The organism is Mesorhizobium sp. B2-3-6, from assembly GCF_006442305.1.
Lineage (GTDB): Bacteria > Pseudomonadota > Alphaproteobacteria > Rhizobiales > Rhizobiaceae > Mesorhizobium.
Genome location: NZ_VFVW01000005.1, coordinates 144,098 through 166,212 on the forward strand (window position 1 = coordinate 144,098; position 22,115 = coordinate 166,212).

General features: G+C 63.0%; 21 protein-coding genes. 14 read left to right on the plus strand and 7 right to left on the minus strand.

Annotation, left to right across the window (positions count from 1 at the left end; all coding sequences use genetic code 11):
• Positions 1-92: 92 nt before the first annotated feature.
• From FJ953_RS16685 to FJ953_RS16725, 9 genes are all read left to right on the plus strand, one after another.
• Positions 93-1,334 carry a phosphopentomutase gene (locus tag FJ953_RS16685; RefSeq protein WP_140557604.1) on the plus strand — a complete coding sequence of 414 codons (1,242 nt, stop codon included), beginning with the start codon at positions 93-95 and terminating at the stop codon, positions 1,332-1,334.
• A complete protein-coding gene (mutM, locus tag FJ953_RS16690) occupies positions 1,327-2,217 on the plus strand; it encodes a bifunctional DNA-formamidopyrimidine glycosylase/DNA-(apurinic or apyrimidinic site) lyase (RefSeq protein ID WP_140496743.1) in 891 nt (296 codons plus the stop codon). The genes FJ953_RS16685 and mutM overlap by 8 nt, the downstream gene beginning before the upstream one ends.
• A 41-nt stretch (positions 2,218-2,258) precedes the next feature.
• Positions 2,259-3,032, plus strand: coding sequence for an enoyl-CoA hydratase (locus FJ953_RS16695; protein ID WP_140564841.1), 774 nt, complete (start codon positions 2,259-2,261; stop codon positions 3,030-3,032).
• A gap of 207 nt (positions 3,033-3,239) precedes the next feature.
• Positions 3,240-3,506 (plus strand): 30S ribosomal protein S20, encoded by a 267-nt coding sequence (gene rpsT, locus FJ953_RS16700; RefSeq protein WP_140496747.1) that lies wholly within the window; start codon positions 3,240-3,242, stop codon positions 3,504-3,506.
• 848 nt (positions 3,507-4,354) lie between these two features.
• Positions 4,355-5,899 (plus strand): chromosomal replication initiator protein DnaA, encoded by a 1,545-nt coding sequence (gene dnaA / locus FJ953_RS16705; RefSeq protein WP_140496749.1) that lies wholly within the window; start codon positions 4,355-4,357, stop codon positions 5,897-5,899.
• Between the two features lie 200 nt (positions 5,900-6,099).
• A complete protein-coding gene (dnaN, locus tag FJ953_RS16710) occupies positions 6,100-7,218 on the plus strand; it encodes a DNA polymerase III subunit beta (RefSeq protein WP_140496751.1) in 1,119 nt (372 codons plus the stop codon).
• 11 nt (positions 7,219-7,229) lie between these two features.
• Positions 7,230-8,372, plus strand: a complete 1,143-nt coding sequence (recF, locus tag FJ953_RS16715) for a DNA replication/repair protein RecF (protein ID WP_140624821.1) — start codon at positions 7,230-7,232, stop codon at positions 8,370-8,372.
• A 39-nt stretch (positions 8,373-8,411) separates the two neighbouring features.
• Positions 8,412-9,170, plus strand: coding sequence for a molybdopterin-synthase adenylyltransferase MoeB (locus FJ953_RS16720; RefSeq protein WP_140496755.1), 759 nt, complete (start codon positions 8,412-8,414; stop codon positions 9,168-9,170).
• Positions 9,171-9,172: 2 nt separating this feature from the next.
• Positions 9,173-9,661 carry a GNAT family N-acetyltransferase gene (locus tag FJ953_RS16725; protein WP_140513188.1) on the plus strand — a complete coding sequence of 163 codons (489 nt, stop codon included), beginning with the start codon at positions 9,173-9,175 and terminating at the stop codon, positions 9,659-9,661.
• 30 nt (positions 9,662-9,691) lie between these two features.
• Here FJ953_RS16725 and FJ953_RS16730 read toward each other — a convergent pair whose 3' ends face one another.
• Positions 9,692-10,693: a D-glycerate dehydrogenase gene (locus tag FJ953_RS16730; protein ID WP_140496760.1), complete on the minus strand. Its 1,002-nt coding sequence runs from the start codon at positions 10,691-10,693 to the stop codon at positions 9,692-9,694.
• Between the two features lie 148 nt (positions 10,694-10,841).
• On the opposite strand from FJ953_RS16730, the gene FJ953_RS16735 reads away from it, so the two are divergent.
• Complete coding sequence (locus FJ953_RS16735) at positions 10,842-11,402, plus strand: SH3 domain-containing protein (RefSeq protein WP_140496762.1); 561 nt, start codon at positions 10,842-10,844, stop codon at positions 11,400-11,402.
• A gap of 43 nt (positions 11,403-11,445) precedes the next feature.
• On the opposite strand, the gene FJ953_RS16740 is transcribed toward FJ953_RS16735, so the two are convergent.
• Together FJ953_RS16740 and irrA are read right to left on the minus strand one after the other, a co-directional pair.
• Positions 11,446-11,805 (minus strand): DUF4260 domain-containing protein, encoded by a 360-nt coding sequence (locus FJ953_RS16740; RefSeq protein ID WP_140513186.1) that lies wholly within the window; start codon positions 11,803-11,805, stop codon positions 11,446-11,448.
• A gap of 85 nt (positions 11,806-11,890) precedes the next feature.
• A complete protein-coding gene (gene irrA / locus FJ953_RS16745; RefSeq protein WP_181165297.1) occupies positions 11,891-12,322 on the minus strand; it encodes an iron response transcriptional regulator IrrA in 432 nt (143 codons plus the stop codon).
• A gap of 242 nt (positions 12,323-12,564) precedes the next feature.
• Between irrA and fabA the strand changes: the two genes are divergently transcribed.
• From fabA to FJ953_RS16765, 4 genes are all read left to right on the plus strand, one after another.
• Positions 12,565-13,083 (plus strand): 3-hydroxyacyl-[acyl-carrier-protein] dehydratase FabA, encoded by a 519-nt coding sequence (gene fabA / locus FJ953_RS16750; RefSeq protein WP_140496768.1) that lies wholly within the window; start codon positions 12,565-12,567, stop codon positions 13,081-13,083.
• A 49-nt stretch (positions 13,084-13,132) separates the two neighbouring features.
• A complete protein-coding gene (gene fabB / locus FJ953_RS16755; RefSeq protein ID WP_140624822.1) occupies positions 13,133-14,353 on the plus strand; it encodes a beta-ketoacyl-ACP synthase I in 1,221 nt (406 codons plus the stop codon).
• A 31-nt stretch (positions 14,354-14,384) separates the two neighbouring features.
• Positions 14,385-15,197, plus strand: coding sequence for an enoyl-ACP reductase FabI (gene fabI / locus FJ953_RS16760; RefSeq protein WP_140624823.1), 813 nt, complete (start codon positions 14,385-14,387; stop codon positions 15,195-15,197).
• A gap of 126 nt (positions 15,198-15,323) precedes the next feature.
• On the plus strand, positions 15,324-16,868 hold the full coding sequence (locus FJ953_RS16765) for a bifunctional diguanylate cyclase/phosphodiesterase (RefSeq protein WP_140523885.1): 1,545 nt from the start codon (positions 15,324-15,326) through the stop codon (positions 16,866-16,868).
• A gap of 18 nt (positions 16,869-16,886) precedes the next feature.
• Here the strand turns inward: FJ953_RS16765 and FJ953_RS16770 are convergent, their stop codons facing one another.
• From FJ953_RS16770 to corA, 4 genes are all read right to left on the minus strand, one after another.
• Positions 16,887-17,906, minus strand: a complete 1,020-nt coding sequence (locus FJ953_RS16770) for a class I SAM-dependent methyltransferase (RefSeq protein ID WP_140624824.1) — start codon at positions 17,904-17,906, stop codon at positions 16,887-16,889.
• Between the two features lie 69 nt (positions 17,907-17,975).
• Positions 17,976-20,123, minus strand: coding sequence for a polyribonucleotide nucleotidyltransferase (gene pnp / locus FJ953_RS16775; RefSeq protein ID WP_140624825.1), 2,148 nt, complete (start codon positions 20,121-20,123; stop codon positions 17,976-17,978).
• A 413-nt stretch (positions 20,124-20,536) separates the two neighbouring features.
• Positions 20,537-20,848, minus strand: coding sequence for a 30S ribosomal protein S15 (gene rpsO / locus FJ953_RS16780; protein WP_281405124.1), 312 nt, complete (start codon positions 20,846-20,848; stop codon positions 20,537-20,539).
• 139 nt (positions 20,849-20,987) lie between these two features.
• Positions 20,988-22,082, minus strand: coding sequence for a magnesium/cobalt transporter CorA (corA, locus tag FJ953_RS16785; protein ID WP_140513174.1), 1,095 nt, complete (start codon positions 22,080-22,082; stop codon positions 20,988-20,990).
• Positions 22,083-22,115 lie beyond the last annotated feature (33 nt).

Consider the following 22,115-nt stretch of genomic DNA (forward strand, 5'->3'; position numbering starts at 1 on the left):
TATCGCGCCGAGCGGTTGCCGTTTGGTTTCCGAATTGCCAATGCCGCCGTGGAACCCTATGTCTGGGTGCTCAAACCGGCAATAATGACCTCATGGCGCGTGCTTTCCTCTTCGTCCTGGATTCCTTCGGCATAGGCGGCGCCGCCGACGCCGAACGCTACGGAGATGCCGGTGCCAACACCTTCGCCCATATCACCGAGGCCTGTGCGGAAGGCCGCGCCGATCGCGAAGGACTTCGCCAAGGGCCGTTGTTTGTTCCCAACATGGCGTCGCTCGGACTTGGCAAGGCTGCCGAGACCGCGACGGGGCTGGGCTTTGCCGCTTTCGGGACGGATCTCGTCGACAATGCCTTCCACGGTGCCGCCCAGGAGGTTTCGAGCGGCAAGGACACGCCATCCGGTCATTGGGAGATAGCCGGCCTGCCGGTGCGTTTCGACTGGGGTTATTTTCCCGACACGATCCCAGCCTTTCCCGCCGAACTGACCGAGGCGATCATCCGCGAGGGCAAGGTGCCGGGCATTCTCGGCAACTGCCATGCGCCTGGTACCGAGGTCATCGAACGGTTCGGCGAGGAGCACATCCGCACGGGCAAGCCGATCTGCTACACCTCGGTGGACTCAGTCCTGCAAGTCGCCGCGCACGAGGTCCATTTCGGACTGGAGCGGCTCTACGAATTCTGCAAGGTGGTGCGTCGCCTGGTTGATCCGTTGAGGATCGGAAGGGTGATCGCGCGACCGTTCGTCGGCGAGACGGCAGCCACTTTCGAGCGGACCTACAACCGACACGACTACGCCGTGCCGCCACCCGAGCCGACATTGCTCGACCGGCTGACGGCGCGTGGCAGCCGCGTCATCGCCGTGGGCAAGATCGGCGACATCTTTGCCCATCGGGGGATTTCGGAAGTGCGCAAAGCCGCGGGCAACATGGCCATGTTCGACCAGGCGCTTGATGCAATGGATGCGGCCCGCGACGGCGATCTCGTCTTCGCCAATTTCGTCGATTTCGACACCGAGTTCGGCCATCGCCGCGATGTTGCAGGTTATGCCGCCGCGCTCGAGGCCTTCGACCGGCGACTGCCGGAAGCATTCGCGAGATTGCGACAGGGCGATCTGCTGATCCTGACGGCCGACCACGGCAACGACCCGACCTGGCGCGGCACCGACCACACACGCGAACGCATTCCGGTGATCGGCATCGGACCAGGTCTGACGGGCGGCGACATCGGGCTGAGAACGACATTCTGCGACATTGGTGAAACCGTGGCCGAACATCTCGGGTTGGCGCACGGCCGCTACGGCACTTCCTTTTACCCGGATATGGGCGGCCATGCCTGAATTGCCCGAGGTCGAGACGGTCCGGCGCGGGCTGGAGCCGGTTCTGGAGGGTGCCCGCATCATCCGCGCCGAGGCACGCCGGCCGGACCTGCGTTTTCCATTCCCCGAAAAATTCGCCGAGCGGCTGACCGGCAAGACGATCACGGCGCTCGGACGCCGAGCCAAATATCTGACGATGGATCTCGAAGGCGGTCCCGCCCTGATCTGCCATCTCGGCATGTCGGGCTCGTTTCGCATCGAGACGGCCGACGCTGCCGAAATGCCCGGCGTGTTCCATCACGAGCGGTCGAAGAGTTCGACGCACGACCATGTCATCTTCGACGTCGCCTCTCGGGACGGCACCCGCTCGCGCGTGGTTTTCAACGATCCGCGTCGCTTCGGCTTCATGCTGTTTTGCGAAGGGCCGCCGGACACCCATCCGATGCTGGCGGGGCTCGGCGTCGAACCCACCGGCAATGCGCTTGACGGAGTGCTGCTGGCCTCACTGCTGAAGGGCCGGAAATCGCCGCTGAAGGCCGCTCTTCTCGACCAGAGATTGATAGCCGGGCTCGGCAACATCTATGTCTCGGAGGCGCTATGGCGCGCCGGGCTGTCGCCGCTGCGCGAGGCGGGCACGATAGCCAAAGCCGGCAAGAAAGCGGGTGAGCAAAGCCGGGGGCTTGCCGTGGCGGTCCGCTCGGTCATCGCAGATGCCATTGCGGCCGGCGGATCGTCGCTGCGCGACTACATGCAGACCGACGGTTCGCTGGGCTATTTCCAGCACTCCTTCGCGGTGTATGACCGGGAGGGCGAACCCTGCTCCAAGCCTGGCTGCGGCGGCCATATCGAGCGCATCACGCAGAGCGGCCGCTCGACCTTCTATTGCCGGACCTGTCAGCGGTGAGCTAGATCGATCTTCAATTGCCTGGAAGAGGAGCCGAAGCCATGGCCTATGAAACGATCGTCGTTGAAACCAGGGGCAAGGTCGGGCTGATCACCTTGAACCGGCCGAAGGCGCTCAATGCGCTGAATTCCCAGGTCATGGCGGAATTGGTGGCCGCGGTAAACGTGTTCGGGGCAGATGACGGCATCGGCGCGATGGTCGTCACTGGTTCCGAGAAGGCCTTCGCCGCAGGCGCCGATATCAAGGAAATGCTGTCGATTTCCTACGTCGATGCCTACATCAAGGACTTTTTCGTCGGCTGGGAAGAGTTGACCCGGGCGCGCAAGCCGATCATCGCGGCGGTGGCGGGCTATGCGCTGGGCGGCGGCTGCGAACTGGCGATGATGTGCGACTTCATCATCGCCGCCGACACGGCAAAATTCGGCCAGCCCGAAATCACGCTCGGCGTCATTCCCGGCATGGGCGGCTCACAACGCCTGACCCGGTTCGTCGGCAAGTCGAAGGCGATGGACATGTGCCTGACCGGGCGGATGATGGATGCCGCGGAGGCCGAGCGTTCCGGGCTGGTCTCGCGCGTCGTGCCTGCCGGCGAGCTTGTCGAGGAGGCCGTCAAGGCGGCGGCCAAGATCGCCGATTTTTCGCTGCCGTCGGTGATGATGGCAAAGGAAGCCGTCAACCGAGCCTATGAAACGACGCTCGCCGAGGGGCTGCGGTTCGAACGTCGACTGTTCCATTCGCTGTTTGCGCTCGACGACCAGAAGGAAGGCATGGCGGCCTTCGCCGAGAAGCGCAAGCCGAATTTCACCAATCGCTGACAGCGCACCTCCGGGGCGCGAAATGCTTCGGCGTGGCTGAAAAAATGCTCCGGCGCGACGACAGCCAAAAAGAACGCCAGCCAGCGTTGACGCGCCGGGAAAGCTGAACTATAAGCCGCACCAACCGAGGCGGCCCTGTGGCTGCCCGTTTGTTTTTTGTGCCCTGCGGCATGCCGCATGCGCCGACCAGATCAGAAGAGAGGCATCATGGCCAATACATCCTCGGCCAAAAAGGCAACGCGCAAGATCGTCCGCCGCGCGGCGATCAATAAAAACCGCCGCTCGCGCGTCCGCACTTATGTGCGCCAGGTCGAGGAGGCGCTCGCCTCCGGCGACAAGGCCGCCGCGCAGGCGGCGTTCAAGGCCGCCGAGCCGGAATTGATGCGTGCCGCGACAAAGGGCGTGATCCACAAGAACACCGCGGCCCGCAAGGTTTCACGGCTGGCCCAGCGCCTCAAGGTGCTGTCGGCCTGACGTCCCTTTCCGGACTGATCTTCTGAGAACCCGGCCGATAGTGCCGGGTTTTTTCGTTTGCCGGCAAGCACTTAAAAAGAATACTCGGAAACGGCGTCGAAAGCGGAGTTTGCGGTCCGAAATGCTTTGCCGGCATATGCGTGCCGGCTGATGGTCCAGATACTTGAAAAGTGTCGGCTAAAAAATTCTCCCTCCGCAGAAATAATCAATATTTCCCAGCTAGTTACAGATAGTCATCCACACGTTGTCCACAGCGCGGCGAAGCGCCAGGAGAACAACTGGCTGTCAAGCGATTTATTTCACAAAATTTCGCGCCAGCCCGGCTTTTTCATATTCGCCGGAAAAGGGTTTGAATCACAATGGCTTTGTCAAACTATAGTGCTGCCGCATGGCGCTTCGGCGCGCCGGACCTAACCAGATTCCTTAAAAATCCGTTAGACGTGGCCTTGCCCTATCCACAGCGATTTCGGTAATGTCGGTCCATCGAAAGGGATGGGCCGGGTGGCCCTGACCCAGCCTGAATGGGCCAGCTTAAATTGGCGGGGTTTGTGGCGCGGATCAAGTCCGCGAACAGGTTTGGTTTGCTCTTTTTCGATACGGTAGGGGACTGGCGTAACTATACATGGCAGGTCGACAGCGCCGGCGATTTTCGCCGGACGGTGTTGCATTGCCCTGACATACCCAACACGGACTGGCTTCCATGGGCCGGCACCGGTTCCCTGGACAATGGGCGACGTTCATCTGCCGGCGGCGGCAGCGGGCGTCGTAGCAAAGCGCAGTCGCTGGAACACGGATGCAGGAGGCGCATCCCCGGCGGAAAAACAGGTACAGAGACAAGGAACTCGATCATGCAGAGCGGCGTCGAAAGGGAGCTTACCAATGACATCCCATTTTCAGGAAATCTGATCGGAGCTGATGAGATGGCGGCTTCCAGCGACGCGGAACAGAAGTTCGACCGGGTCAAGGCCCAGTTGAAGGCGCGGTTGGGAACCGAAGTCTATTCGAGCTGGTTCGGGCGCATGAAGGTCGCGGAGGCTTCAAAGGGCATCGTTCGCATTTCGGTGCCCACTGCCTTCCTGCGCTCGTGGATCAACGGCCACTATCTCGACCTTATCTGCGAGCTTTGGAAGCACGAGGATCCGGAGATCCTCAAGATCGAGATCATCGTGCGCACAGCCACCCGCCAGGGGCGCAGCCATGCCGAACCGGAATTGGCGCCGGCGCGCAAGATGACGCGACAAACGCAGACGGCGCTGGCCGCCGGCACCGTAAGCCCCGGCAGGCTGGAGCGGGCTCCGGCGCCGCGCCCGGGCATGCCGGCCGAGAGCGAGTTCCGCCACAATGTGCTGGGATCGCCGCTCGATCCGCGTTACACGTTCGCCTCTTTCATCGAAGGGCCGTCGAACCGGGTGGCCTTCGCCGCGGCCAAGGCCGTGGCGGAATCGCAGTCGAGCGCGGTGCGCTTCAACCCGCTCTTCCTTCATGCGACGGTCGGCCTCGGCAAGACCCATTTGTTGCAGGCTATCGCCGCGGAATCGCTGAAGCAGAACCCGAAATCGCGCGTCGTCTACCTGACGGCGGAATATTTCATGTGGCGCTTCGCCACCGCGATCCGCGACAACAATGCCTTGACGCTCAAGGAACAGCTTCGCGATATCGACCTGCTCATCATCGACGACATGCAATTCCTGCAGGGCAAGTCGATCCAGCACGAATTCTGCCATCTGATCAACATGCTGCTCGACAGCGCCAAGCAGGTCGTCGTCGCCGCCGACCGGCCCCCGTCGGAACTGGAATCCCTCGAACCGCGGGTCCGCTCGCGCCTCAATGGCGGCGTCGCGCTCGAAATGTCGGCCCCCGATTTCGCCATGCGCCTGGGCATGCTCAAGCTGCGCCTCGCCACCGCCAGGCACGACGACGCTTCCCTCGACATCTCCGACGAGATCCTCAATCACGTCGCCCGCACGGTGACCGGCAGCGGCCGCGAACTGGAAGGCGCCTTCAATCAACTCCTGTTCCGCCAGTCGTTCGAGCCGCAGATCACCATCGATCGCATCGACGAGATCCTCGGCCATATCTACCGCACCGGCGAGCCGAAGCGGGTCCGTATCGAGGATATTCAGCGCATCGTCGCGCGGCACTACAATGTGTCGAAGACCGAGTTGCTGTCCAACAGGCGCACGCGCACCATCGTCAAGCCGAGGCAGGTCGCCATGTATCTGTCCAAGGTGATGACGCCGCGCTCGCTGCCCGAGATCGGGCGGCGCTTCGGCGGCCGCGACCACACAACGGTGCTGCACGCAGTGCGCAAGATCGAGGATCTTTCCGGCGGCGACAACACGCTGGCGCAGGAACTGGAACTGTTGAGACGGTTGATCAACGACCAGGCCTGAGCCGTTCGAAAACGCCTGGCGGCGTGCTTCGCCGCCTTTATCCCCAGAAAGCCCGCGTAGCCGGCCCGAACCGGTCGCGCGGGCTTGCGTTTGCTGGTTTTTTCCTGTCAGTTTACGCAGATTCTGAAGCCTGTTCAGACCTTTCGCGGGACGCCGCCAGCCGGAGACCCGCTCATTCATTCAAGCGAGCCTGGTTCGTCATGCGTGTTATCCTGGAACGGTCAAATCTCCTGAAGTCGCTCAACCACGTCCACCGCGTGGTCGAGCGGCGCAACACCATACCGATCCTGTCCAACGTGCTGCTCAGCGCCGAAGGCGCCAGCCTGGAAATGAAGGCCACCGACCTCGACCTGGAGGTGACGGAAGCGACGCCGGCCAAGGTCGAGCGGGGTGGCGCGACAACGGTTCCGGCGCATCTGCTCTACGACATCGTGCGCAAGCTTTCCGACGGTGCCGAGGTGATGCTGAAGACGGACGAGGACGGCAACGCCATGACGGTGACCTCCGGCCGCTCGAGCTTCCGACTGCAATGCCTGCCGCAATCGGACTTCCCCGAGCTTTCGGCCGGATCCTTCTCGCATATCTTCCGGCTCGACTCGGTCGCGCTCAAGGGGCTGATCGAGAAGACCCAGTTCGCCATCTCCACCGAGGAGACGCGCTATTATCTCAACGGCATCTATCTTCACACACATGAGGTCGGCGGCAAGCTGAAGCTGCGCTCGGTGGCGACCGACGGCCATCGCCTGGCGCGCGCCGAGATCGACGCGCCGGCGGGTTCCGAAGGCATGCCGGGCATCATCATACCGCGCAAGACGGTCAGCGAATTGCAGAAGCTGGTCGATGATCCCGACGTGGCGGTCACCACCGAGTTGTCGGACACCAAGATCCGCTTCACCATCGGCAGCGTCATCCTGACTTCCAAGCTGATCGACGGCACATTCCCCGATTATCAGCGGGTCATTCCCACCGGCAACGACAAGAAGCTGATCATCGACCGCCAGAGCTTCGCGGCCGCCGTCGACCGCGTCTCGACCATCTCCTCCGAACGCGGGCGCGCGGTGAAGCTTTCGATCAGTGAGGGCCAGGTGACGCTTGCGGTCAACAATCCGGATTCGGGCAGCGCCACCGAGGAGTTGGCCGCCGACTATTCAGCCGACCCGATCGAGATCGGCTTCAACGCCAAGTACCTGCTCGACGTTGCCGCACAATTGACCGGTTCAGAGGCCCGGTTCATGTTGGCCGACGCCGGTTCGCCAACGCTGATCCACGACATGGCCGATGAAACCGCGCTTTATGTGCTGATGCCGATGCGGGTGTAGAGCAGTAGCGGTTGCCGGCACAAACCCATATAAGTAAGCTTACACTTACCAATTTCCGCAACTATGCGGCGCTGTCGGTCGAGCTTGAGCCGGGCGCGGTGGTGTTTTCCGGTGACAATGGCGCTGGCAAAACCAATCTGCTGGAAGCGATTTCCCTGTTGACGCCGGGCCGCGGCCTGCGCCGCGCGCCTTACGCGGACGTCGCGCGTGAGGGCGGTGACGGCGGCTTTGCGCTGCACGCACGGCTCGACGGACCTGACGGCCAAGTCGAGATAGGGACGGGCATTTCGAGTGGCGACAGTCTTGGCGAGGGCGGCAGGCGGGTGCGTATCAACGGCGCCACGGCGCGATCGGCCGAAGACATGCTGGAATGGCTGCGCGTCGTGTGGCTGACGCCGTCCATGGACGCTCTGTTCACCGGACCGGCCGCGGACCGCCGGCGCTTTCTCGACCGGCTGGTGCTGGCGATCGATCCAGGCCACGGACAGCGCGCCCTCGACTATGAAAAGGCGATGCGCGGCCGCAACCGGCTGCTGACGGAAGGTTCGCGGAATTTGAGCTGGTTCGAGGCGATCGAGACGCAGATGGCCGAGACAGGCGTGGCGATCGCCGCGGCGCGCGCCGAAATGGTGCGCCTTCTGGCCGCCATGATCGACAGGCTGCCCGACAGCGGCCCGTTTCCGCAGGCCGATATCGGCCTGTCGGGCGATCTGGAAGCCGAGATCGCCAACACGCCGGCTGTCGACGTCGAGGAGCGGTTCCGCCGCACGCTCGCCGGGGGCCGCGACCGCGACCGCGCCGCCGGGCGCACGCTCGAGGGCCCGCACCGCTCCGATCTCGTGGTCCGGCACCGACCCAAGGCGATGCCGGCGGCGCTGTGTTCGACCGGCGAACAGAAAGCCTTGCTTGTCGGCATTGTCCTGTCGCATGCCAGATTGACCGGCGAGATGTCCGGCTTGACGCCAATCCTGCTGCTCGACGAGATCGCGGCACATCTCGATGGTGGCCGGCGTGCGGCGCTGTTCTCGATCCTGGAGGAATTGAACTGCCAGGCTTTCATGACGGGAACCGATGCTGCGCTGTTTTCCAGCCTGGCGGGCCGGGCGCAGTTCCTGATCGTGGATCACGGCACGGTCGCGCCGATGGCTGTGTGAGCACCTGACAAGGTTTTTCTCCCGCTATATGATCGAGCCATGATCGCCACCGCCCTCACCGACGAAGAACTCGAACGCTATGCCCGCCACATCGTGCTGCCCGAAATTGGCGGCGCCGGCCAGCAGCGCCTGAAGCGAGCGCGGGTGCTGGTCATCGGCGCCGGCGGATTGGGCGCACCAGTGCTTGAATATCTTGCCGCAGCCGGCGTCGGTACGCTCGGCGTGATCGACGACGACACGGTTTCGCTCTCCAACCTGCAGCGGCAGGTGATTCACGGCACGAACACTGTCGGCATGCTGAAAACCCACAGCGCCAAGGCGGCAATTGCCCGCATCAATCCCAACACCGCTGTCGAAATCCACACATTGCGCCTGACCGCGGACAATGCCCAAGCCCTCGTCGCCCGTTACGACGTGGTCGTCGACGGGTCCGACAATTTCGAGACGCGCTATGTCGTGGCCGATGCCTGCGCGGCGGAGGGAAAGCCGCTGGTGCACGCCGCCGTGGGCCGTTTCGATGGCTCCGTGACCGTGCTGATGCCGTTCCAAGCCGATAGGGACGGCACCTCCAACCCCGGCTACCGCGACCTCTTCCCGGAGGCCCCGCCGCCGGGTCTGGTGCCGTCCTGCGCCGAGGCCGGGGTGCTTGGCGTGCTGACTGGGGTCATCGGCACGTTGCAGGCGATGGAAGCCATCAAGCTGATCACCGGCATTGGCGAGCCGCTGATCGGACGACTGCTGCTCTATGACGCGCTAGCCGCGCGTTTCGAGACCATCCGCTACAAGAGACGAAACTGACGTTGACGCGCACTGCCGATATCGTCATCACCCGGATTCCGGCCGATTTCGACCGCTGGAACGAAGTGCTCGCCCTGATCCTGCGCGCATTCGCCTTCATGGACGGCATCATCGACCCGCCGTCCTCGGCGCACCTGCTCACTGCGGAAACCTTGCGCGACAAAGCCCGCCGCGAGACCGGCATGCTGGCGCTCAGCGGCAACAGGATCGTCGGCTGCATCTTCGCCCTGGAACGAACCGACCACCTCTATGTCGGCAAGCTCGCCGTCACGCCGGACTGTCAGGGCCAGGGCATCGGCAGGTTGTTGATGCAAGCCGTCCAGGATTTTGCCCGCAGCCGCGGCAAGGCCGCAATCGAGCTGCAGACGCGAATCGAGCTGGCTGGGAACCAGGCAGCCTTTGCCCGGCTCGGTTTTCGCGAGACCGTGAGAACGGCGCATGAAGGTTATGCGCGACCGACTTCGGTCACCATGCGCAAGACTGTTTCGTAAGTTTCCACTTACATTATGTTGCGAAGCCGCTCAGGTCCTGAGCGGCAGCACGCGATCCGGCGGGCGGTGGCCGTCGACGAAGGCGCGGATGTTGATGATCACCTTCTCGCCCATGTCGATGCGGCCCTCGAGCGTCGCCGACCCCATATGCGGCAAAAGCACGACCTTGCCCTTGGTCGCGAGCTTGAGCAGTTTTCCGTTCAATGCGGGCTCGTGCTCGTAGACGTCGAGTCCGGCGCCGGCGATCCTGCCATCCTGAATCAGCTTGACCAGCGCCTCCTCGTCGATGATGTCGCCGCGCGCAGTGTTGACGATATAGGCGGTGGGCTGAAGCAGCGCCAGCCGCCGCGCCGAAAGCAGATGGAACGTCGCCGGCGTCGAGGGGCAGTTGACCGAGATGATGTCCATGCGGGCCAGCATCTGATCGAGGCTTTCCCAATAGGTCGCCTCCAGCCCGTCCTCGACCGCCTGCAGCACGCGATGGCGGTTGTGATAGTGGATGGAGAGGCCGAAGGCCTTGGCACGCCTGGCAACGGCGGTGCCGATACGCCCCATACCGACAATACCGAGCCGTTTGCCCCAGATGCGCCGGCCAAGCATCCATGTCGGCGACCAGCCAGCCCATTTCTTGTCGCCGGTGAGTACATTGGCGCCCTCCGCCAGCCGGCGCGGCACCGCCAGCATCAGCGCCATCGTCATGTCGGCCGTGTCCTCGGTCAGCACGTTGGGCGTGTTGGTGACGGTGATGCCTTTCTTGGCCGCGGCCGCCACGTCGATCTTGTCGACGCCATTGCCGAAATTGGCGATCAGCTTGAGGTTTTCGCCGGCCTGGGCGATCAATGCCGCGTCGATGCGGTCGGTGACCGTCGGCACCAGCACGTCGGCCTCCTTGACCGCCGCGACCAGTTCCGGCTGCGTCATCGGCCTGTCCTCGACGTTCAGCCTTGCGTCGAACAGCTCGCGCATGCGGGTCTCGACAGGGTCGGGCAGTTTTCGCGTGATGACCACGAGAGGCTTCTTTTTGCCTGCCATTGTTTCCCTCGTTGAGACCTCTTTAACCAAGACCGGCGAAACTGGAAGCCGGTCGCGGTAGCCGATTTACCCATGTACCAAGCGGTGCCGCCGAAGACAAAGAAAAAGGGGCGCCGGGGCCGGCAGGCCAGCGCCGAAAGGAACGAAAGTGTCTGGTTTCGCGTCGCTTCGCCTGACCCTCAGCGCAGCATTTCTCGGCGCTCTGCTCTATTCACCCCAACTGTGCGCGCAAGGTGCAGCAGCCCCCGCCCAGAGCGTCGTCACGCTCGGGCCGAGCGGCCTGCCGCTGCCACGATTCGTCAGCCTGAAATCCGGCCGCGTCAATTCGCGTGTCGGGCCGGGCGCCAACTACTCGGTCGACTGGATGTATCTGAAGGCAGGCCTGCCGATGGAGATCATCCAGGAATTCGACACATGGCGCCGCGTGCGCGACGCCGACGGTTCGGAAGGTTGGATCAACCAGTCGCTGCTTTCGGGCCGGCGCACGGCGATCGTGGCGCCGTGGCAGCGCGGCAAGGGCGCCCAGATCAATCTCCTCAGGAGCCCCGAAAAGGACGCCAGCGTGGTGGCGATCGTCGAGCCGGGCGTCATGGGCACGATCAAATCCTGCGACGGCCAGTGGTGCGAAATGACGCTCGATGGCCACACCGGCTGGCTCGCCCAATCCGTCGTCTGGGGCGCCTATCCCGGCGAACGGGTCAAGGACTGATTTTTGGCCTTGCCCGACTCGTTTGAACCGCAGGCCGGACCGTTTAGCGGCCGATGCGGCCGAGATGGGTATCCTGAAAGCTGCTCGACAGCTTCAAGCCGTAGCCCAGCGCACGATCGATAGCGATGTGGGCGATCCAGATCAATGCAACCGCTATAGCGGCTGCATTGCCGAACAGGCTGCCGGCAAGCACCAAAAGCATTGGCGGGACCAAGATGTGGAAGGCATTGTAGCACGCGGCGCCGACGCGCGGCCCGGCGAGATAGCCGAACATGGACAGATCAGGCGCCAGGATCAACAAGGCGAACAACCACCAGGACGCACCGGCGAGTGCATAAAAGACGATAGCGGACACCGCGACAGCGGCCCATTCCAGCCGGATAGCCAGATCGAGCGGCTTCATTCCTGGCCGTTCACACGTGCCTGGCCGTTCATACGTGCCCAGCCGTTCATACGTGCCCGGCCGTGCATACGTGCCTGGCCCCCGGTCATTCGGCGCGTTTGGGGCGCAGCCTCACCACGATGTCGACATTGGCGATCTCCATCCCCTCGGGTGGTTCCGGTAGGTTGGTGACGGTGACCGGACCATTGGCGATGTCGAAAATCCGGTTTTCGCCTTCGATATAGAAATGGTGATGATCGGAGGTGTTGGTGTCGAAATAGGTTTTGGCGCCCTCGACAGCGAGAATGCGCAGCAGTCCCGCCTGGGTGAACTGGTGAAGGGCGTTGTAGACGGTGGCCAGCGACACCGGCACGCCGGCGGCGACGGCCTCCTCGTGCAGTTCCTCGGCCGACAGATGGCGGTCGCCCTTGGCGAAAAGCAGGTCGGCAAGCGCAATGCGCTGCCGTGTCGGCCTCAGGCCGGCTTCACGAACCCGCTTGTCCACAGCGACATTTTCCTTCCGGCAGCCCCGGTCCATCTGGTCGTCCAAGCTCACAGTTCCGCCTCAAGACACGTCCAGAATGGCAAAAAAATGGATGTCTGCCGAAACCGGACCCCTTTCGACATATATTCTGTCGTCCGGATGCGATCAATAGCGCGCATTGACCCGGCAAGACTGGCGGGTTAAGCGCAAACGCCGGTTTCCGGCCTGAAACAGATTGTGTTAGGACACCAACGACAAGGGCGCGCCAGCGCCTGGGACATATGGGAACGAGATTGATGGCGGGTTCGAAATCCAGCTACGACTACGAAGAATTGCTGGCCTGCGCCCGCGGCGAGCTGTTCGGACCGGGCAATGCCCAGTTGCCTTACCCGCCGATGCTGATGTTTGACCGCATCACCGAGATCAGCGAAACGGGCGGGGCTTTCGACAAGGGCTTCATCCGCGCCGAATTCGACATCAAGCCGGACCTGTGGTTCTTTGCCTGCCATTTCATCGGCAATCCCATCATGCCTGGATGCCTGGGCCTCGATGCCTTGTGGCAGCTGACGGGTTTTTATCTCGGCTGGCTGGGGGAACCCGGCAAAGGCATGGCGCTGTCGACCGGCGAGGTCAAGTTCAAGGGAATGGTCACGCCCTCGGTTAAAAAGGTCGAGTATGGCGTGGAATTCAAACGTGTGATGCGTGGCCGGCTGGTGCTGGGCATCGCCGATGGTTGGCTAAAGGCGGACGGCGAACCCATATACGCGGCAACGGACCTGAAAGTCGGTCTGTCCAAGCAGTCGGCGGTCGCTTGACCGTCGCCCTGGCCGACCTCGTGGCCAGCATTCCTGGAAGGAGTTGCGAATGAGACGTGTCGTAGTCACAGGCCTCGGCATCGTGTCGTCGATCGGCAACAATGCCAACGAGGTGCAAGCCTCGCTGCATGACGCCAAATCCGGCATCAGCTTCTCCGACTCCTTCGCCGAGCACGGCTTCCGCTGCCAGGTCTGGGGCGCGCCGACGCTCGATCCCAGCGCCATGATCGATCGGCGCGCAATGCGCTTCCTGAGCCAGGGAGCGGCCTGGAACCATGTCGCCATGGACCAGGCGATCGCCGATGCCGGCCTTGGCGAGAGCGACATCACCAATGAGCGCACCGGCATCGTCATGGGCTCGGGCGGGCCTTCCACCCGCACCATCGTCGAGGCGGCCGAAACCACGCTCAAGAACGGCAGCCCCAAGCGCATCGGCCCGTTCGCGGTGCCGAAGGCGATGTCGTCGACCGCGTCGGCGACGCTGGCCACCTGGTTCAAGATCCACGGCGTCAACTATTCGATCTCGTCGGCCTGTTCGACCTCGGCGCATTGCATCGGCAATGGCTACGAACTGATCCAGTGGGGCAAGCAGGACATGGTGTTCGCCGGCGGCCACGAAGATCTCGACTGGACGATGTCGGACCTGTTCGATGCCATGGGCGCCATGTCGTCGAAGTACAATGACAGGGCATCTGCCGCTTCCCGCGCCTATGACCTCGATCGCGACGGCTTCGTCATCGCCGGCGGCGCCGGCGTGCTGGTGCTCGAGGAACTGGAGCATGCCAAGGCGCGCGGCGCCAAGATCTATGCAGAGATCGTCGGCTACGGCGCCACCTCGGACGGCTTCGACATGGTTGCGCCCTCGGGCGAAGGCGCGGTCCGCTGCATGCGGCAGGCGCTGGCGACCGTCACCACCCCGGTCGACTACATCAACACCCATGGGACCTCGACGCCGGTGGGGGATTCCCGCGAAATGGGCGCGATCCGCGAGGTGTTCGGCGAGAAGATGCCCTTCATCACCTCGACCAAATCGCTGACGGGCCATTCGCTGGGCGCGGCCGGCGTGCAGGAATCCATCTATTCGATCCTGATGATGCAAGGCGGTTTCATCGGCGAAAGCGCCCATATCGAGACTCTCGACCCCGAATTCGAGGGCATGCCGGTGGTGCGAAAGCGCATCGACAACGCCAGGATCGACACCGTTTTGTCCAATTCCTTCGGCTTTGGTGGCACCAACGCAACGCTGGTTTTCCAGCGCTATTCCGCATAAGGCCACGTTTTTTCCACGAGGATTGGCGATCATGGACGGATTGATGAAGGGCAAGCGCGGGCTTGTCATGGGCGTCGCCAACGATCATTCGATCGCCTGGGGCATCGCCCGGAAACTGTCCGAACATGGGGCCGAACTTGCCTTCACCTACCAGGGTGACGCCTTCGGCCGCCGGGTCAAGCCGCTCGCCGACAAGCTCGGCGCGGCGCTGGTGGTTCCCTGCGATGTCGAGGACAGCGCCTCGGTCCGCGCCACCTTCGAGACCTTGGGCAAGGCCTGGGGCGGGCTCGACTTCGTGGTCCATGCCATCGGCTTTTCAGACAAGAATGAGCTGAAGGGCCTCTACGCCGACACCAGCCGCGACAATTTCGTCCGCACCATGGTCATCTCCTGCTATTCCTTCACCGAGGTCGCGCGCCACGCCGCGGCCCTGATGCAGGATGGCGGATCGATGATCACCCTGACCTATGCCGGTTCGGTGCGCGTCATGCCGAACTATAACGTCATGGGCGTCGCCAAGGCCGGTCTCGAGGCCAGCGTGCGCTATCTCGCCAACGATTACGGCCCGCGCGGCATCAGGGTGAACGGCATATCGGCCGGACCGGTGCGAACGCTTGCCGGCGCCGGGATTTCCGACGCGCGCCACATGTTCTCTTACCAGCAGCGCAATTCTCCGCTGCGCCGCACCGTGACCATCGACGAGGTCGGCGGCTCGGCACTCTATCTCCTGTCCGACCTCGCTTCCGGCGTCACCGGCGAAATCCACTATGTCGATTCCGGCTATCATATCGTTTCCATGCCGACGCTCGAGGAGCTGAAGCAGACGGATCGCGCGAGCGAATAGGCCATTTCGCGAAATAGTCTTTTCTCCTGCGAAGAAATAATTCCCTTCCAATAAAATTGGATGCATTCGCGGAAACTCATTTTAAGGGCCTATCGGCTATAGAGTCCCGCAATTTGGGGACTTTCAATGCCTGCCGTCAGCAACCCGAACCGCACACCGGTGTTCCGGCTGATCACCATAGCCAGTTCGGGCATTGGCAGTTTCATTCTCGGCATCTGGGGGCTGAAGCACGCGCTTGGCGACGGCTTTGCCGGCATGCCGGCGGACGTGATGGTGGCGATCATGGCTGCCCTTTGCGCATTGGCGGCGGCGGGAGCCGCGATGTCTTTCTTCGCCGGCGTCGATGAATCGGCTGATTTCGTCTTCAACGAAACCCAGTTCGACAAGCTGACCGGATTGCTGGCGCGTCCGGCGATGGTCGGCAAGATCGCCGAGGCAGCCTGCGCGACGAGCCGCACCGGGGCCCCGATGTTCCTCATCGACATCGACATCGACCGGTTCAAGCAGATCAACGACGCGATCGGCTACAGCCAGGGCGACGAACTGATCCGCGCCTTCACCAAGCGGCTGCAGGCCTGCGTAACCGAGCGCGTGCAGATCGGGCGCATCGGCGCCGGCGAGTTCGCGGTGCTGCTTCCCGATCATCAGATTCAGGGAACGATGGAAGCTATGGTGGAGAGGCTCATCGACGAGATGATGGAGCCCTATGAGCTCAGCAGCCACCAGCAATCGGTGAGCCTGTCGGTGGGCATCGTGGCGATGCCCAAGGACGGCGTCGACCCGGTCCTCATCCTGCGCCGCTCCAACCTGGCGCTGCAAAATGCGCGCGCCAGGGGAGTCGGCAACTGGTCGGTCTTCGATACCGAGATGGGGCGGGTCGCCGATCATCGCCAATGGGTCGAATCCGAGCTGCACATCGCATTCGAGCGCGGTGATTTCGACCTTCACTATCAGCCGCAGCTGGACCTGCCGAGCGGCCGCATCGTCGGCTATGAAGCGCTGATCCGCTGGAACCATCCAGAACGCGGCATGATCCCACCTCTGGAGTTCATCCAGATCGCCGAGGAAACCGGCATGATCAATCCGATCGGCGAATGGGTTCTGCGCAAGGCATGCAGCGACGCCCGCCATTTACCCGACGACTGCTTCGTCGCCGTCAACATCTCGCCGGTCCAGTTCATGACCAAGGACTTCATCGGCCTCGTGCGCGACACGATGCGGACCACCGGCATCAAGCCGTCGCGGCTGGAGCTGGAAGTCACCGAGACGGCCATGATGCAGGACCGCGACCGCGCCGCCGCCATCCTGAAAGAGCTTGCCGATATGGGCATCTCGGTTGCCGTCGACGATTTCGGCACCGGCTATTCCAATCTCAGCTACCTGATCGATTTTTCCTTCGGCAAGCTGAAGATCGACCGCTCCTTCGTCAGCCGCATCGATACGGATTCGAGCTCCGGCGCCGTCGTATCGACCATTGTCGGCCTCTCGCGAGCACTCGGCGTCAGTATCATTGCCGAGGGTGTCGAGACAGAGGACCAGGCGACACTGCTCAGGGCAGCCGGTTGCGAGGTGGTGCAAGGTTATCTGTTCGGCCGGCCGGCGCCGCTTGCGGTCATGGCCGGCGAGGGACATGTCATCGAGGATTCGAGGCGCGTCGCCAATCTGCACTGAGTGTCACGCCGTTGCGTGTCAGCGACGCGCGGAAAGAACCTTGAACATGCCGTCACGGGCGAGCTCGGCATGGCTGGAGAAGGCGGCGGCCAGTACCGGCTCGTAGGGCAGCTGGCGGTTCGCCACCATGTACAGCCGTGCTCCCGGCTTCAGCGCCTTTGCCGCAGCCCGGATCAGGCCGGCGCCGATCTCCGGTTCGGCCGCGCGGCTGCGATGAAAAGGCGGGTTCATGATGACCGCGTCGTAGCGACGCTCGACCGGCTCCCCCTGCAGGTCCGTCCAGAAGAAACCTTTCGCAACCGACTGGCTGGCCGTGGCAAGATTGGCTTTGGCGGCTTCGAGAGAAGCGAAATCCGCCTCATAGAGATCAAGTGCCGAGATGCCGAGCGAACGCGCTTCCATCTCCGCCGCCAGATAGCCCCAGCCGGCGCAGAAATCGGCGACATGGCCGCGCAGGTCGGCCGGAAGATGGTCCGCCAGCAACTTCGAACCGGCATCGACACGATCGAAGGAAAACATGCCGGGCGCCGTGCTGAAGCGGCCGTCGACCAGCCCGGCGGGATTGGCGGCACGCAGCGCTGCTGCCGTCTCCGTCCCGGCCGGCCGGCGAAGCCAGAAGGCGATGCCGTGATATTTGGGCAGATGGCCTTCGAGCGGCACAAGCTCGTCCATGCGCTTGCGCAGGCTGGCGATGCCATCATCCTTGCCGCCGGCAATGACGATCAATCCGCCCTCGGCGACGCGCTCCAGCGCATCCGCGATGCGCAGCTCGTTCTGGCCGCGATGGCGGCCCGCGAGCACCAGCGCGGCGTCAAAGCCATCGCCTTGCGTTTGCGGGGTGACAGTGAAGCCCGCGGCTTGCAGCGCGCGAAAATGCGGCCGAAAGCCTTGCACCACGTGCAGCTCGGCGTCGAAGTCCCGCGGTGTCCGCAAGCCGGATTCGGCCCCGAGAAAAAGCGCCCGTTCGCCCTTGCCTGGCAAAGCGACCGCCTCGGCCTCGAATGGATGGAAAAGTGTCTTCAGCGGTTCGGCAGACATGCCTTTGCTCCATAAACGAAAGCGGGCGCGACATGAGCCGCGCCCGCTTCGATTTTTCGGTCAGGCCGTTCAGGCGGCGTTTTCTTCGCTCTCAGCCTTCTTGTCGCGAACGATTTCCTTGCCGGTGGTCTGGTCGACGACCTTCATCGACAGGCGGACCTTGCCGCGCTCATCGAAGCCCATCAGCTTGACCCAAACCTTGTCGCCTTCCTTGACGACGTCCGAAGTCTTGGCGACCCGGTCGTTGGCAAGCTGCGAGATGTGGACGAGGCCGTCACGCGGGCCGAAGAAGTTGACGAAAGCGCCGAAGTCGGCGGTCTTGACGACCGTGCCTTCGTAGATTTCGCCGACTTCCGGCTCGGCGACGATGGTGTGGATCCACTTCTTCGCCGCCTCGATCTCCTTGGCGTTCGCCGAAGCGATCTTGACCGTGCCGTCATCCTCGATGTTGATCTTGGCGCCGGTCTTCTCGACGATCTCGCGGATGACCTTGCCACCGGAACCGATCACGTCGCGGATCTTGTCGGTCGGGATGTGCATGACCTCGATGCGCGGCGCGAACTCGCCGAGCTCGGCGCGCGCGCCGGACAGCGCGTGGCCCATTTCGCCGAGAATATGCTGACGACCGTCCTTGGCCTGGTCGAGAGCGATCTTCATGATCTCCTCGGTGATGCCCTCGATCTTGATGTCCATCTGCAAGGAGGTGATGCCGTTGGCGGTGCCGGCGACCTTGAAATCCATGTCGCCGAGGTGATCCTCGTCGCCCAGGATGTCGGAGAGCACGGCGAAGCGCTCACCTTCCTTGATCAGGCCCATGGCGATACCGGCGACCGGCTTGGCCAGCGGCACGCCGGCATCCATCAGCGCCAGCGAGGTGCCGCAGACGGTTGCCATCGACGACGAGCCGTTGGACTCGGTGATCTCCGAGACCACGCGCAGCGTGTAGGGGAACTGGTCTGATGTCGGCAGCATCGGGCGGATGGCGCGCCAGGCGAGCTTGCCGTGGCCGATCTCGCGGCGGCCGGGCGAGCCCATGCGGCCGGTCTCGCCGACGGAATAGGGAGGGAAGTTGTAGTGGAGGAGGAACTTCTCCTTGTACATGCCGGTCAGCGAATCGACATACTGCTCGTCCTCGCCGGTGCCCAGCGTGGCGACGACCAGCGCCTGGGTCTCGCCGCGGGTGAACAGCGCCGAACCGTGGGTGCGCGGCAGGACGCCGACCTCGGACACGATCTTGCGCACGGTCTTCAGGTCACGGCCGTCAATGCGCGAACCGGTGTCGAGAATGTTCCAGCGCACGACCTTGGCCTGGAGCTCCTTGAACACGCTGCCGATCTGCTCGGAGGAATATTTCGGCTCTTCGCCTTCGGCCGGAGCGAAGGCCGCCTTGACCTTGGCCTTGACGGCGTCGACGGCGGCATAGCGCTTCTGCTTGTCGGTGATCTTGTAGGCGTCGCGAAGCTCGTCGCCGACGATCTTCAGCATCTCGGCTTCGAGAGCGGAATAGTCCGGCGCGGTGAAGTCGCGCGGGTCCTTGGCGGCGACTTCGGCCAGCTTGATGATCGCGTCGATCACCGGCTGGAAACCGCGATGGCCGAACATGACCGCGCCGAGCATCAGGTCTTCGCCGAGCTCCTTGGCTTCGGACTCGACCATCAGTACGGCGTCGGCGGTGCCGGCGACGATCAGGTCGAGCTTGGATTCCTGCATCTCGTCGACATGCGGGTTGAGCACGTATTCGCCGTTGATGTAGCCGACGCGGGCGCCGCCGATCGGGCCCATGAAGGGCACGCCCGACAGGGTCAGGGCCGCCGAGGTGGCGACGATCGACAGGATGTCCGGATCATTCTCGAGATCATGCTGGACGACGGTGACGACGATCTGCGTGTCGTTCTTGTAGCCGTCGGCAAAGAGTGGGCGGATCGGGCGGTCGATGAGGCGCGAAACCAGCGTTTCCTTTTCGCTCGGACGGCCTTCACGCTTGAAATAGCCGCCCGGGATCTTGCCGGCTGCGTAGGTCTTTTCCTGGTAGTTGACGGTCAGCGGAAAGAAGTCGAGGCCCGGCTTGGGCTCCTTCATCGAAACGACCGTGGCGAGAACCTTGGTCTCGCCGTAGGTGGCGAGCACGGCGCCGTCGGCCTGGCGCGCGATCTTGCCGGTTTCGAGGATGAGCGGGCGACCGCCCCATTCGATTTCCACTTTGTGGTGATTGAACATGTCTTGTCCTTCATATGAGGAAAGGGCCGCGCCGTTTCAGCGTGCGCGGGTGCCCTTTCCCCTGGCTTCCTTTCTCGGGCAGCCACGGGCAAGACAACGGGAAGCTCGATCCATGTCGGCCGGATGGCCGCGCGAGCGTCCTGCAATCCTGCCCCATGACCGTCCATGGGGTGGCTTCGAGGGGGCCCTCTGCACGCTCGAAACCGGATTTGGCCAATCGATCCGACTGGCCCTGCGCATGACCCCACAAGCAGCGGCTTGTGGAATGCGTCACGCGCAAACTCAACTTGTTGGAGCGTCCGTCCGGCATCCGGATGGGTGCGCGGCGCTCCAGTACCTGCATTCGAGATCGGATTGGTCCGGTGCTCAAATGCGCGACCGGCGGGCCCTTGTGAGGCCCGCCGGTCAATTCGTCAACGGCGCAGGCCGAGCTTCTCGATCAGCGTCTGGTAGCGCGTGTCGTCCTTGCGCTTGAGATAATCAAGCAGGCTTCGGCGCTGGGAGACGAGAGCGAGCAGACCACGGCGGGAATGGTTATCCTTCTTGTGGTCCTTGAAATGGTCGGTCAGGTTCTTGATGCGCTCGGAAAGGATGGCTACCTGAACTTCCGGAGACCCGGTGTCGCCCTTGGCGGTTGCGAATTCAGTCATCAATTCCTGTTTGCGCTCGGCAGTAATCGACATCGTGTTTTTCCTTATCTGTTCGAGGAAACGGGTCGCCCTCAGCCGGGATGTCGTCCAGCAGGGGCCGGTGCAAGCAGAGCGTCATAGCGCTAAGCTGCGGCGCATATAGTGCAATTCCCAAGAAAACACCAGCCCAATTCACGAAGCCGGCTTTTCACGCCAAAACGGCAAGTTATCCCTGTCAAAGCCATTTTTTCCATTTGAAGAAGGCAATCAGCCCAACCGCGACCACGGCCATGAACAGCAGCGACAAGGGATAGCCGTAATAGGCCTTCAGCTCAGGCATGTTCCAGGGCGACGTCTCCGGATCGAAATTCATGCCCCACACGCCGACCAGAAACGTGAGCGGCATGAAGATGACCGAGACGATCGTCAGATAGGAAATGACGTCGTTGGTGCGTGCCTGGCTCAGCGACAGATGCATCTCGATCAGGCCGGTCAGCATGTCGCGCTGGTTCTCGACCAGCTCGATCAGCCGCAGCGCGTGGTCGAGCGTATCGTTGAGGAAGACCTTGGTTTCGGCCTTCACATAGGACACGTCGTTGCGGATCAGCGTCGCCAGCGCATCGCGCACCGGCCACAGCACCCCCTTCAGCACATTGGCGTCGTGCCGCAATCCATGAAGCTGCTGCATCTGATGCTTGTGCGGTGCGTGCAGCATCTGGTCCTCGATGCTGTCGACGAGTTCGCCGGCCGCCTCGATCGGCGGAAAGTAGCTGTCGACGATGGCGTCGATCAGCGCATAGGCGAGATAGTCGGCGCCACGGGCGCGCAGCCGGTTCGGCGCCGAGCTTTCGATGCGCTTGCGCACCGGATCGAACGGATCGCCTTCGCGCTCCTGGAAGGTGACGACGAAATTCTTGCCAAGGAAAACGGCGATCTGCTCGTAGCGGTGCGAGGCGACGTCGTCGATCATCCGCACGACCACGAAAGCATGGTCTTCGTAGAAATCCACCTTCGGCCGCTGGCCCGTGTTGACGACGTCCTCCAGCGCCAGCGGATGCAGGCTGAAGATGCGGCCGATCTCCTTGATCAGCTCGATATTGGCCAGGCCGGTGCAGTCCAGCCAGATGACCGGCCACTTTTCGCAATTGGCATTGACGTCGTCGATGCTGGCATTGTCGATCGTTTTGGACTTTTGCGGCGAGATCAGGGTGAGCCGCAGTTCCGAGCGTCGCGCCGCGGGATCGGCGATCAGCGTTCCGGGCGATGCACCGACCGGCGGCCGCCTGGCCCTGAGCGGCGCCCGCGTCTTGATCGCCTCAACCTTTGCCATGCGGTCCCTCGGATAGATGTCGCATGGAGATTA